The sequence below is a fragment of the Billgrantia tianxiuensis genome (assembly GCF_009834345.1).
Taxonomy (GTDB): domain Bacteria; phylum Pseudomonadota; class Gammaproteobacteria; order Pseudomonadales; family Halomonadaceae; genus Halomonas; species Halomonas tianxiuensis.
The window spans coordinates 3,173,299-3,186,564 of record NZ_CP035042.1; the positions used below are offsets into that span (position 1 = coordinate 3,173,299).

Consider the following 13,266-nt stretch of genomic DNA (forward strand, 5'->3'; position numbering starts at 1 on the left):
TCACTTCATGACCTCTTGTTGGTTGAGCCTGGGCTCACGCCGCCCCGCCACCTCCCGCGGTGCGGCAGGACTGGCACGTCGCAGCACCCGGCGAGTGTCGATATCCGCCCGCAGCAGCAAGGCAACCATGGCAGCGCTCACCAGCAGGCTTGAGCCGCCATAGCTGAGCAGCGGAAGGGTCAGGCCCTTGGTTGGCAGCATGCCGGTACTCACGGCAATGTTGATGAAGGCCTGGGCACCGATCACCATGGCGATGCCGTAACTGATATAGGCAGCAAAGGCCAATCCTGCCAGCTCGGCGCGCCGCCCCACCGCCATTGCCCGCCAAATCAGCAGCGCGAACAGGCCCACCACGCCGACGGCACCGAACAGGCCGAGCTCCTCGGCCAGCACGGCAAAGACGAAGTCCGTGTGCGCCTCTGGCAGGTAGAACAGTTTCTGCACGCTGTTGCCGAGCCCCATCCCCAGCCAGTGGCCGCGTCCGAAGGCGATCAGGGCTTGGGTCAACTGGTAGCCGCTGGCGAACTGGTCCGCCCAGGGATCGGAAAAACTCGTCAGCCGCGCCAGCCGGTACGGCTCGGCAATGGCGATATAGAAGCCCAGCAGGCCGACACCCGCCAGGATGAAGACGAAGCGCCCCCAGGGAGCACCTGCCATCAGCAGCATACCCATCACGCAGCCGGTCATCACCACCATCGCCCCATAATCGGGTTCGAGGATGAGCAGCACGGCGACGACCCCCATTACCAGCAGCGGGCGCAGGAAGGCGCCCCAGCGACGGCGCACATCGGGCAGGAAACGCTCCAGATAACCGGCCAGGTAGACGATCAGGCACAGCTTGGCCACTTCCGACACTTGCAGGTTGAAAGGCAGCAGGGGAATCGACAACCAGCGTCGGCTGCCGTTGACTTCGCGACCGACGAACAGCACCAGTAGCAAGAGCGCGATACTGACCAGCAGCAGCAGTGGGCCGTTGGCGCGCCACCAGGCCAGCGGCGAACGTAGCGCGACGGCAGCCCCCACCAATGCCATGGCCACGAACAGTGCGTGTCGCTGACTGAAGTACCACGGGTTGCCAGTCAGACTCGCTGCCACTTCGGTGGATGCCGAGGTGACCATGACCCAGCCGATCAGGATCAACGCCAGGGCGGCGAACAGCAGCCAGCCATCGAACGGCTGATCACGAGTAGAGAGCCGTTCCCGCAGCCGCCGCAAGCGCGCGAATCTCACCTTGGATGCCTGCTTGGCCTTAGCTGACATGCCCCGCCTCCTCGACGTACTCGTGTACCCGCTCCCGGAACGCCTCGCCACGGGCCAAGTAGTTGGGAAACTGATCGAGACTGGCGCACGCTGGCGAGAGCAGTACGCAATCGCCGGACTCGGCGATTGCGCGTGCGCGCTGCATGGCAGCTTCGAGATCGGCGACCCGAGTCACAGGCACACTCTCTTGCAGGGCTGCGGCAAGCTTGGCGGCATCGGCTCCGAACAGGATCGCCTCGCGTCCATAGCGAGCCATGGGCGCGGCCAAAGGCGTGAAGTCCGCCCCTTTGCCCAGACCACCAGCCAGCAGCACGAGGCGCCCTTGTAGCGTGGGCCCCAGCCCAGCGATGGCCGCCAGCGTCGCGCCGACATTGGTGCCCTTGGAGTCGTTGACCCAGCGCACGCCGCCGAACTCGGCGATCAGCTCGCTGCGATGCGGCAACCCCTTGAACCGGCGCAGCATCTCGCACATCGACTCGAGAGGTAAACCGAGATGACTGCCCATGGCCAAGGCGGCCAGGGCGTTGGCCTGGTTATGTCGTCCCGCCAACCCCATTTCGTCGGTGGGCAGCAGCGGCGTCGCTCCATGCATCAGCCAGTCGCGTCCCTCGCGGGACGCAATGCCCCATTCCTCTGTCCCAGGCGGCTGGGTAGTGAAGCGGTCGATGGCAGGCAGCGCTTCGAGTGGCCAGGTCATGGGATCTTCGGCGTTGACGACGGCGTGCCTTGCACCACGGAAGATGGCCAGCTTGGCATCGCGGTAGCCCGCCATGTCGCCGTGCCGGTCGAGATGGTCCTCGGACAGATTGAGAAACGCCGCACTTTCGGCACCCAGGCATGGCGTGGTCTCGAGCTGAAAGCTCGAGAGTTCGAGCACGTAGAGTTCCGCATCAGGCACGTCGACCAGCAGGTCGAGAGCCGGTGTACCGAGGTTGCCGCCCACCGCCACCCGCCAGCCAGCCAACCTGGCCATCTCGCCAAGCAAAGTGGTAACGGTGGATTTGGCGTTGGAGCCGGTAATGGCGGCGATGGGTGCGCGCGCCGCGCGCACGAACAGGGCCATCTCGCCAACCAACAGTGGCGCTCCGTCCGCGCGACGATGCCTGCGCATTTCGGCCAGCCCAGGTGTTGCCGGGTCGACGCCGGGGCTTACCACGATTTCGGCCGCCTCGCTCATGTCAAGGGCCGTGAGCGCTCCGCAGTGCAGCGCCACACCTGGATGAGCGGCACGGAACTCGTCGACTCCGGGTGGCGCCGTGCGCGTATCGGCCACCATGAAGGGCACTCCTTCACGAGCCAAATGGCGGCAGATCGCCCGGCCCGATATGCCGAGCCCGACCACCAGTGTCACCCCCTTCGCCACCTTGGGCATTGCAGCCTCCTCGCTCGGTGGGCTCGGTCTCCCTGGATCAGCGAATCTTCAGAGTGGCCAGGCCAACCAGCACCAGCACCACGGTGACGATCCAGAAACGCACGATGACACGCGGCTCCGGCCAGCCCTTGAGTTCGTAATGGTGATGCAGCGGCGCCATGCGGAAGATACGTCGCCCGGTCAGCTTGTAGGAGCCGACTTGCAGGATCACCGAGATGGTTTCCAGAACGAAGATACCGCCCATGATGAACAGCACGATCTCCTGGCGCACGATCACGGCGACCACACCCAGCGCCGCTCCCAGCGCCAGCGCACCGACGTCGCCCATGAAGACCTGGGCCGGGTAGGTGTTGAACCACAGAAAGCCGAGACCGGCGCCGGCGATGGTGGCACAGAACACGGCCAGTTCCCCGGCCCCGGCAATACTGGGAATCTGCAAGTAGTTGGCGAATACCGCATTACCACTGGCATAGGCGAAGATTGCCAGCCCCATGGCGACCATGACGGTGGGCATGATCGCCAAGCCGTCGAGGCCATCGGTGAGGTTGACGGCGTTCGAGCTGCCAACGATCACCAGATAGGTGAGCAGGATGTAGAACACACCCAACTGCAGCACGATGTCCTTGAACAGCGGCACGATCAGGCTGGTTTCCACCGCACTGGTCGCCGTGAAGTAGAGCACCAGGGCCGTCGCCAGACCGATCACCGATTGCCAAAAGTACTTCCAGCGTGCCGGCAGCCCTCGAGGATTCTTCTCTACCACCTTGCGGTAGTCGTCGACCCAGCCGATCGCGCCGAACCCCAGCGTCACCACCAGCACGATCCATACGAAACGGTTGGAGAGATCGGCCCATAACAGCGTGCTGACGGCGATCGCCATTAGGATCATCGCACCGCCCATGGTCGGCGTACCGGCCTTGGAGAGATGCGACTGCGGCCCGTCGTCGCGCACCGCCTGGCCAATCTGCCTTTCGACCAGGCGGCGAATCATCCAGGGTCCCAACCACAGGCACAGCAGCAGCGCCGTCATGGTACCGAGGATCATGCGCAGGGTCAGATAGTTGAAGACGTTGAAGGCGCTCTGGTATTGCGCCAGGAAATTAGCCAGAAAAAGCAGCATGTGTTGCGTTCACCTTGATGCGTCAGCTCGTAGCGCCGCCACAACCCGTTCCATGCCAGCGCTGCGCGAACCCTTGATAAGTACGCTGGCACCGGTGGGTAGATGGTCCAGGACATGGCGCGTTAGCGCCTCGTGGTCGTTGAAATGATGCCCGTTGTCACCGAATGCCTGGCTCGCGGACAGTGCCGCCGCCCCACAGGTCATCAGCACGTCGATCCCCAGCTCTCGTGCGTATTGGCCAACCTCGGCGTGGAATCGATCCGAATCCACCCCCAGTTCTCCCATGGCGCCAAGCAGGCACCACCTGGGGCCAGGCAGCTCGGCCAGCAGCGCAAGCGCTGCCTTGACCGCTCCCGGGTTGGCGTTATAGCTATCGTCCAGCAAGCGGCTCTCCCGGATTCCGCTTACCGGGCTCAGGCGCCCCGACATCGGCTCTGCCGCTGCCAGTCCAGCCAGCACCTGGTGGCCTTCCCACCCAGCGCCAGCGCTCCCGCCGCAGCCGCCAGAGCATTGGCGACACTATGGCGTCCTAACAGCGCGAGCTGCACCCGACCGATATCGCGGCTATCCACGACAAGCGTGAAAGCATAGCGCCCCAAGGCGTCGCAGGCCAGCTCGGTGGCCCTCACCCGGCTCTGCTCGGAGAAACCGAAGTCGAGTACTTCCCGCGGTGCGGCCAACTCGGCCCAGAACGGGAAATACACATCATCGCGATTGAGCACCGCCACGCCGTTGGCCCCCAGGCCGACCAATATCTCGGCCTTGGCCTGGGCGATCTGGCCCATGCCGCCGAATTCGCCGATGTGGGCTCCGGTGACGTTGGTGATGATGGCTACCTGCGGCTCGGCAAGCGTGGCGGTCCAGGCGATCTCTCCGAGATGGTTGGCCCCAGCTCCACCACCGCTTGACGATGCTCGTCGGTGAGCCCCAGCAGGGTGAGCGGAGCACCGATATCGTTATTGAGATTGCCCAGCGTTGCCAGGGTCTTGCCCCGCTGGCCGAGCACTTGGGCCAACAGCTCCTTGACACTGGTCTTGCCGCTGTTGCCGGTCACTGCCACCAGCGGGCCACCCCAGGCGCGACGCCGGGCACGGCCCAGCAGCCCCAGCGCCAGGCGAGTGTCGGGAACCACCAGTTGCGGCAGCGAGTCGTCGACGCGGTGCTCGACCAGGGCCGCCACCGCCCCCGCTTCACGCGCCTGGGCGACGAAATCGTGCGCGTCGAAACGTTCACCGCGCAGCGCCACGAACAGGCTGCCAGACGTCAGCCGGCGGGTGTCACTGACGATGTCGCCTACGGGAAGATCGCTCTCGGGTGCCGCAATACTGAGCGCTTCGCAAATGGCGTTCAGGGTCTGCAGACCGGAGCCTCTCATTGCTCCTCCTTGCGGCGAGCCAGTGCGGCTTCGGCCTCGGCGACATCGCTGAAAGGATGGCGCACGCCGGCGATTTCTTGATAGGGCTCGTGCCCCTTGCCAGCAATCAGCACCACATCCTCGTCCGATGCCTGCGCCAGGGTGCACGCAATGGCCTCTCCGCGCCCGGGATGTTCTGGATTCGCTGCCGGGCTCCGGCCGAGAGCCCCGCCAGGATCTGCTCGCGTATGCGCTGCGGATCCTCGCTTCGGGGATTGTCGTCGGTCACGATCAGCCAGTCTGCCTGCCGTTCGGCGGCAGCCGCCATCAGCGGACGCTTGCCGCTATCGCGATCCCCTCCACAACCGAACAGGCACCACAGACGCCCCTTGCCAGGCAAGTGGGCGCGCAGCGCACCCAGAGCATTCTCCAGCGCTTCCGGTGTATGCGCATAGTCGACGATCACGACCGGCCGGCCCATGCCCCCCACCCGCTGCATGCGCCCCGGCACCGGCTCGAGCCGCGAAGCCGCGGCGAACAGCGCATCGAGCGACTCCCCCAAGCCATACAAGGTCGCGATGGCCAGCAGAACGTTGTCGAGGTTGAAGCGGCCCATCAGCGGAAGCTCGAGGGCGCGTTCCCCCTGAGGGGTCGCTACCAGCGCCCACTGGCCGCTGTCGCTGGACTGCCAGTCGATCACGCGCAGCGTCGCCGCCGGGTCGTCACCGACCGCCAGCACACGCACGCCGGCATGAACGCCGGCCAGCATGAGACGTGCGAGCGGATCGTCTGCGTTGACCACGGCCAGTGCAAGCTCGGAGCGACGGAACAGGCGCGCCTTGGCCGCGGCATAGGCCGCCATGCTGCCGTGATAGTCGAGATGGTCGCGGCTCAGGTTGGTGAATACCGCTGCGGTGACATGGCAGCCGTCGAGACGCCCCTGCTCCAACGCATGGGAAGAAACCTCCATGGCCACCCGTCCGATGCTCTGCGCGGCCATTTCGCCCAGCGCCTCCTGCAGCGTCAGCGGCCCCGGTGTCGTCAGCCCGGTATCCGCGAGCCGTCCTGGGCGACCGACGCCCAGCGTCCCGATGAGACCGGCATCACGGCCCAGCGCATCGCTCAGTTCGGCAATGTAGTGGGTGACGGAACTCTTGCCATTGGTCCCGGTGACGCCAATCAGCTCCATCGCATCGGGCACCTCGAACAGCAGGCGACCCAGTTCGCCGAGACGCTGGCGCAGGAATGGCAGGCCAAGCACCGGTCGATCGCAAGCCTCGGCGGGAGGCGCCTCACCCGGCTCGAGGTGATAGAGCACCTGGGCGGCCCCGGCCTCGAGCGCCTGGGACAGATATGAGCGACCGTCGCCGGACACTCCCGGCACGGCCACGAAGACGTCGCCCGGCGCGACCTGGCGACTGTCGAGCACCAGGCGAACCGGTACGGACGAGTCGAACTCCGGCATCGACAGGCCGGGCCAACAGCGGCGCAGCGCCGCCTGGAGACGTGAAGCACTTACCTGCATCGACGCACCTCAGTCATAGGGAGGGCTGGGTTCATCTCTCACGTTGATCCGGTGGCACATCGAGCAGGCGCAGAGCGCTACCCGTGACGCGCGAGAACACCGGTGCCGCCACGGCACCGCCGAAGTAACTCTCGCCCCGCGGATGATCGATCATGACGATGGTGACGATGCGCGGGTCGGAGACTGGCGCAATCCCGGCAAACAAACTGCGGTAGGCGTTTTCCTGATAGCCTGCGGCGCCGGTCTTTCGCACCGTACCCGATTTCCCGGCCACCCGGTAGCCCGGCACCATGGCACGCCGGGCACCGGTTCCCGGCTGCACGGATTGCTCCATGATGCGTAGCAACTCATGGGCCACCTGCGGATCGATGGTCGGCGTACCAGCGGGAGCCTCGTCCAACCTGAGCAGCGAGGGTGGCAGGCGTACCCCGCCGTTGGCCAGGGCGGTATAGGCGCTAGCCAGCTGCAACGCCGAGACCGACAGCCCATAGCCGTACGAGAGCGCTGCCCACTGGCTGCGCGACCAGCGCACCGGAGCCGGCATGTGCCCCACGGCTTCGCCCGGGAAACCCGTTTCGGTACTCTGACCGAAGCCGAGCCGACGATAAAGATCGGGAACCAACGGGTCGTCGAGCTCCAATACCAGCTTGGACATGCCAATGTTGGACGATTTCTCCAGAATGCCCGCCAGGTCCAGCCTGCCATAGTTGCGAATGTCGCGAATGGTGAAGCGGTCAATACGCATCCAGCCCGGCGAGGTATCCACTACCACGTCGCTGTCGAAGCGACCGCTCTCCATGATCGCCGCCATGGCCAACGGCTTCATAACCGACCCCGGCTCGAACACGTCGACGATGGCCTGGTTGCGCAGGCCGCGAGGGTCGATGCCGGCGCGGTTGTTGGGGTTGTAGGAGGGCTGATTGGCCATGGCCAGCACCTCGCCGGTTCGGGCGTCCATCATGACCACGACGCCGCCGTCGGCATTGTGCTCGGCCACCGCTGCCTTGAGCTCACGGTAGGCCATGTACTGCAGCCGCTGATCGATGGAAAGCGTCAGCTCACCGCCCGGCTGAGCCTCGCGCAGTACTGCCAGGTCGCGCACCAAACGGCCGCGTCGATCCTTGATCACACGCCGCTGGCCTGGAGTGCCGGCCAAATAGGGCTGGTAAGCGAGCTCCACCCCCTCTTGTCCCATGTCGTCCACGTTGGTCACACCGAGCAGTTGAGCCACCACCTCGCCGGCCGGGTAGTAGCGCTTATACTCGTGTTGGGCGTAAACGCCCGGCACACGAAGATCGAGCACCCTCTGGGCGGCAACCGGCGTCAACTGGCGTCGCAGGAACATGAATTCGCGCTCGGTGAAACGCTCCAGTCTGGCATCGAGGTCGTCCAGCCCCATACCCAGCGCCTGCGCCAGCATTAACCGCTGGATGCGATCGTCGGGCACTTCCTGGGGGTTGGCCCAGAGCGTCACCACCGGCGTGGAGATGGCCAGCGGCTCGCCGTTGCGGTCGGTGATCATGCCACGGTGGGCGGTAAGCGATTCGGTGCGCAGGGTGCGGGCATCTCCCTGCCCCTGAAGAAAGGGGCGATCGAAGACATGCAGCGTCACGATTCTTCCGCGAGCAGCAGCATGGCCAGGATCACCAGACCCAGCACCAAGCCATAACGCATCGCGCCCATCGGCGCCATGGGCGGCCGCCGCCGCGGGGTCACGCCACCACGTACGTCCGTGCTCATGGTCGGATGACCTCGACTTCGTTGACATGAGGCAGTCGCATATCGAGCCGCTCGACGGCCAGGCGCTCGATGCGCGCCGGCGACGACCAAGCGCTCTCTTCGAGTAGCAGTTGCCCCCACTCGGTCTGCAGCTGATCGCGCTCGCGCTCGAGCTGTTGCAGGCGAACGTACTGAGCACGCGTCTGATGACTCGCGCTGATCACTGCCGTGGCGCTGGCCAGGCATGCCAGCACCAGCCCCACGATCAGCAGCAGGCGCCAACTGGGCCGCCAGGCGGGTCGCCAGGCAACGCCTTTCGGCATTCGTGTTGGCACTCTTCCTTGTCTCATGCCGTTCCTCAGAACCGCTTGCGTGCCGCGCGCATCACGGCACTGCGGGCACGCGGATTGCCTTCGACCTCTTCCGCCGTGGGCCGTTGCGCCTTGCCCAGCATCTCCAGGCGCTTGGCAAGCTGCTCCTCCCGCACTGGCATGCCACGCGGCAGATCGGCATCTCCACGCACGTGCTCGCGAATGAAACGCTTGACCCGACGATCTTCGAGGGAATGGAAGCTGATGACCACCAGGTGCCCGCCCGGCGCCAGCGCCTCGAGCGCGGCCGTCAACGCCGCGTCGAGCTGCTCCAGCTCACCGTTGACATGGATGCGCAGCGCCTGGAAGGCTCGCGTGGCGGGATGCTTGCCCTTCTCCCAGGCAGGATGGGCAGCCTTGAGCACCTCGGCAAGATCCCCGGTGCGCAGGAACGGCCTTTCGGCACGGCGTGTCACGATGGCTCGTGCCAGGCGCTTGGCGAAGCGCTCCTCGCCGTAGGCCTTGAACACATGGGCGATATCGGCTTCACGGGCACGGGCCAGCCACTCGGCGGCACTCTCGCCCTGGGTCGGATCCATGCGCATGTCCAGCGGGCCGTCTCGCAGGAAACTGAAGCCCCGCTCGGGATCGTCCAACTGCGGTGAAGACACGCCAATGTCCAGCAGCACCCCGGCCAGCTTCCCATGCAGGTCATGACGCGCCGCGATAGCGTCCAGTTTGGCGAATTCACCTTGTTCGATGGCAAAGCGCGGGTCGTCCAGCTTCCGCGCTTCGGCAATGGCATGGGGGTCGCGGTCGATGGCCAGCAGGCGCCCTTCAGGGCTCAGCCGCTCAAGGATGGCACGCGAGTGGCCGCCGCGACCAAAGGTGCCGTCAAGATAGGCCCCACTGGGGTCGTGAACGAGCGCATCCACGGCGCCGTCCAGCAGCACGCTGGCATGACGAAAGCCATGTCGGCTCGGTTCAGCTGCGGATGGCGGCATGCGCTTTCCCGATGTCTCGAACTTGAATGAACGCACCGGCTACGGCCGGACGCGGAGGGTTTCATACGGGGAGTCGGCCGATAAGCCGGGTTCTGTCGAGGACAGTCATTCATCTAGGAGCCGCGTCACCGCGGCCCTCCAGCAACCTACCCGAACCCGACGCGGGCCACGCCATTGGGTTCCTATTTGGTCTTGCTCCGGGTGGGGTTTACCGTGCCACGCACTGTTACCAGGCGCGCGGTGCGCTCTTACCGCACCCTTTCACCCTTGCCGGCCTCCCGCGGGAGACGTAGGCGGTCTGCTCTCTGCTGCACTTTCCGTCGGCTCGCGCCGCCCAGGCGTTACCTGGCACCCTGCCCTATGGAGCCCGGACTTTCCTCCCCCCGCAGCACTCGCAAGCGCTGCCGGCGGCGACTGTCTGGCCGACTCCGAGCGCAAGAATACCAGCGCGCCCGAGGCCTCTCAATGTCTTTCGGCACCCCGTTCAGCGCGCCTCCTTGAGCGCCTGGGTCCGCTCATACCACACCTTCTTCGCGCCGCCCAGCAGACGCGCAGCCACCGCCGCCGCCTGCTTTACCCCCACGCCTTCGGCCAGCAGCGCCGCCAGCAACGTATCGGCCTCCAGGCTGGCAGCGTCCGCGCTCTCGCGCGCCTCGGCGCCTGCCAGCATGATCACGAATTCGCCGCGGGCCTGGTTCGGGTCGGCTTCCATGCATGCCAGCAGCGCCGCGGCGCTGCCGTCGAGAAAGGTCTCGAAGGACTTGGTCAACTCCCGAGCCAGTACCAGGCGCCGGTCGCCGCAGACCGTAGCGATGTCGGCCAACGTCTCGCGGATGCGATGCGGCGATTCATAAAAGATCAGCGTCTCTTCCCTTTCCACGAGCCCTTCGAGGCGTTGCCGTCTCGCTCCCCCTTGGCCGGCAGGAAGCCCTGGAACAGGAACCGGTCGGTCGGCAGGCCAGCGGCACACAGCGCCGCCACCAGGGCACAGGCGCCCGGCACCGGCACGATGCGTCGTCCGCGTGCGCGCAGCTCGCGCACCAGCACGAAACCGGGATCGCTGATCAACGGCGTCCCGGCATCGCTGACCAGGGCAATGCTCTCGCCGCGGGCCAGCCGCTCATCGAGTTGATCGACCCTGGCCGCCTCATTGTGCTCATGCAGTGAGAGCATGGGCACTGCGAGCCCGAGATGTTGCAGCAGCCGCGCCGTGTGGCGGGTGTCTTCGGCAGCTACCAGGGCGACTTCGCCCAGCACCCGCGCCGCTCTAGGGCTCAAGTCCTCCAGATTCCCAATCGGCGTGGCGACCACGTACAATGTGCCTAGATGATTGTCGGACATGGCGGCTCCTCCGGAGTCTGTCGGGCTTGGCCGAATGTGATGTCGTTGGCCGAATGTAATGTTGAATGCCGGGTTCAGGGAGCGATTCCTGCCGCTCGGGACCTGCAGACAAGGAAGGATTCATGCTGAAAAAGCCTCGCGGCCTGCTGGCCATTGCGCTATTCGCCCTCCTGGTGGCCGGCTGTGCCCCCCCGGTATCGTCGAGCGTGTACCCGATGACGATCCCGGCTATCTCCTCGAGCAGGCGCAGCAACAGCCCCCCGAGCAGGCCGCCATCAGCCGGCTCGAGGCGGCCGACATCCTAGCACGCCGCGGCCAGCGCACCCAGGCACTGGAGATCGCCAGCGGAATCGACGATGCCCAGTTGCCTGGCGAGCATCGTCTGCATTGGGCAATGCTGCTGTCGGAACTCGGCGAGGAGCTGGAAGAGCCCCGGGCCGTGATCCAGGCCGGGCAATTGCTCGATGAAGTCGACATGCCGCGCGATGCCGGCCTGATCCTGCGCGAACGTATGGGACGCGCCTTGTTACGGGTAGACGAGTATCGCGCCGCGGCCGCAATGCTGATGTACGTTCAGGCCCGCACCGAGCGGGAGGCGCTCAACGATGCCATCTGGACTTCGCTGTCCCGCCTCGACGGTAACGAACTGGCCAGCCTGCGTGAGGACGCCGACGAGCTGACCCTAGGCTGGCTCGGCCTTGCCAGTCTGGTACGCGAGAGCGACGGCGACATCGAACGTCTGTTCGCGCGACTGGAGTCCTGGCGCGAGCGCAACCCCCAGCACCCGGCCGCCCGCAACGTACCTTCCGAACTGTTGGCACTGCGCGAGCTGCGCGGCAAGGAAGTCCGCCACATTGCCATTTTTCTGCCCGACAGCGGCCCTCTGGCCAGCGTCGCCGAGTCGATCCGCACCGGCATACGCGCCCATCACCTGCACAGCGTCGAACGCAACGGCGGGGTGAGGCTCTCGTTTCTCGATGCCAGCCTCGGCAATCTCGACGCCCTCTACACCGAAGCGCGCAACATTGGCGCCCAGGTCGTCATCGGCCCGCTCGACAAAGACCAGGTCAGCGAACTCGAGGCCCGCGACAGCGTACCGTTGCCAACCCTGGCGCTGAACTATGGCGCCGGCTCGTCGAACCGGGCCGAAGGCCTCTTCCAGTATGGCCTGTCGGCCGAAGACGAGGCGCGCCAGGTCGCGCGGCGTGCCTACGAGGACGGCCATCGCCGCAGCGCCATGCTGGTGCCGAACAACGAGTGGGGCGCCCGCGTCGGCCGTGCCTTCGAGCAGGAGTGGCGCAGCCGCAACGGCACCATTACCAACAGCGTCTCCTACGACCCGCGCGGTTCGGCAACCGAGAGTACTCGCCGGGTGCTTGCCGGCGGCCGTCCGGACATGCTGTTCCTGCTGGCCCTGCCCAGCTATGCCCGCCAGGTACCACCGACGCTCGATTACTACGGCGCCGCCGACCTCCCCATCTATGCCACTTCGCATCTCTATGAAGGGCGCCCACAGCCGCTGCTCGACCATGACCTCGACGAGGTCAACTTCGTCGACATCCCCTGGCAGATTCCCGATGCGGCAGTGGGCGGAGTGGAGGCACTACCCTACCTTGCCAGCTTCCAGGAGCTGCATCAGGATGCCGACCCCTCCACCTTCCGACTGATGGCGATGGGCGTCGACGCCTATGAACTGGCACGCCGACTGCCGCAGTTCCAGTTACTGCCCGAAAGCGAGCTGTTCGGCGCCACGGGCCTGCTGGTCGCCGGGCATGACGGACGCATCGAGCGTCGCCTGCCCTGGGCACGCTTCGAGCGTGGCGTACCGCGCCCCATCCTGACCTTCGATCTGCTTGACGGCGACCTGGGCGGCAATGGCCAGCTCCGTTGACGCCCGCGCTCGCGGTGCGCGCATCGAGCGCCTGGCCGCGGAGTGGCTTTCGGCCCGGGGCCTCACGCTCATCGCCAGCAACCAGCAGTTCAAGGGCGGCGAGCTGGATCTGGTGATGAGCGATGGCGAGACGCTGGTCTTCGTCGAGGTCCGCCATCGCAGCGACATACGCCACGGCCACCCACTCGAGACCGTCACCGCCACCAAGCAGCGCCGGCTGGTCCATGCCGCGCGTTTTTATCTGGCGCGCAACCGGCTATCATGTCCCTGCCGTTTCGACGTGCTGGCCGTGATCGGCAGCCCGCCCGCGCTCGACTTCGAATGGGTACAGGGCGCCTTCGAAGCGTTCTGACCGGCTCTATCGTCTCG

The 13,266-nt window shown here is 65.9% G+C and carries 7 protein-coding genes, 1 other RNA gene and 4 pseudogenes; 2 read left to right on the plus strand and 10 right to left on the minus strand.

The genetic code is table 11. The features are described 5' to 3' along the window. The 10 genes and pseudogenes from ftsW to rsmI all read right to left on the minus strand — a co-directional run bounded on the left by ftsW (position 1) and on the right by rsmI (position 11,006). Positions 1-1,260, minus strand: a complete 1,260-nt coding sequence (gene ftsW / locus EKK97_RS14830) for a putative lipid II flippase FtsW (protein ID WP_159553026.1) — start codon at positions 1,258-1,260, stop codon at positions 1-3. After that, positions 1,250-2,632, minus strand: a complete 1,383-nt coding sequence (murD, locus tag EKK97_RS14835) for a UDP-N-acetylmuramoyl-L-alanine--D-glutamate ligase (protein ID WP_159553028.1) — start codon at positions 2,630-2,632, stop codon at positions 1,250-1,252. The genes ftsW and murD overlap by 11 nt, the downstream gene beginning before the upstream one ends. A gap of 37 nt (positions 2,633-2,669) precedes the next feature. Beyond that, a complete protein-coding gene (gene mraY, locus EKK97_RS14840) occupies positions 2,670-3,752 on the minus strand; it encodes a phospho-N-acetylmuramoyl-pentapeptide-transferase (protein ID WP_159553030.1) in 1,083 nt (360 codons plus the stop codon). Between the two features lie 9 nt (positions 3,753-3,761). Next, positions 3,762-5,127: pseudogene (locus EKK97_RS14845) on the minus strand (UDP-N-acetylmuramoyl-tripeptide--D-alanyl-D-alanine ligase). After that, positions 5,124-6,631: pseudogene (locus EKK97_RS14850) on the minus strand (UDP-N-acetylmuramoyl-L-alanyl-D-glutamate--2,6-diaminopimelate ligase). Before EKK97_RS14850 ends, EKK97_RS14845 begins: the two co-directional pseudogenes overlap by 4 nt. Positions 6,632-6,662: 31 nt before the next feature. After that, positions 6,663-8,371, minus strand: a pseudogene (locus tag EKK97_RS14855) (peptidoglycan D,D-transpeptidase FtsI family protein). Next, positions 8,368-8,673, minus strand: coding sequence for a cell division protein FtsL (gene ftsL / locus EKK97_RS14860; RefSeq protein WP_201296898.1), 306 nt, complete (start codon positions 8,671-8,673; stop codon positions 8,368-8,370). The pseudogene EKK97_RS14855 and the gene ftsL overlap by 4 nt, the downstream one beginning before the upstream one ends. Before the next feature lie 35 nt (positions 8,674-8,708). Continuing rightward, on the minus strand, positions 8,709-9,665 hold the full coding sequence (gene rsmH, locus EKK97_RS14865; RefSeq protein WP_159553034.1) for a 16S rRNA (cytosine(1402)-N(4))-methyltransferase RsmH: 957 nt from the start codon (positions 9,663-9,665) through the stop codon (positions 8,709-8,711). A gap of 65 nt (positions 9,666-9,730) precedes the next feature. Continuing rightward, an RNA gene (gene rnpB, locus EKK97_RS14870) (RNase P RNA component class A) lies at positions 9,731-10,095 on the minus strand. A 54-nt stretch (positions 10,096-10,149) separates the two neighbouring features. Then, positions 10,150-11,006: pseudogene (gene rsmI, locus EKK97_RS14875) on the minus strand (16S rRNA (cytidine(1402)-2'-O)-methyltransferase). Positions 11,007-11,064: 58 nt separating this feature from the next. Between rsmI and EKK97_RS14880 the strand changes: the two are divergent. Further along, positions 11,065-12,897, plus strand: a complete 1,833-nt coding sequence (locus EKK97_RS14880; RefSeq protein WP_236551234.1) for a penicillin-binding protein activator — start codon at positions 11,065-11,067, stop codon at positions 12,895-12,897. After that, positions 12,881-13,249, plus strand: coding sequence for a YraN family protein (locus EKK97_RS14885; RefSeq protein WP_159553036.1), 369 nt, complete (start codon positions 12,881-12,883; stop codon positions 13,247-13,249). The genes EKK97_RS14880 and EKK97_RS14885 overlap by 17 nt, the downstream gene beginning before the upstream one ends. Positions 13,250-13,266 lie beyond the last annotated feature (17 nt).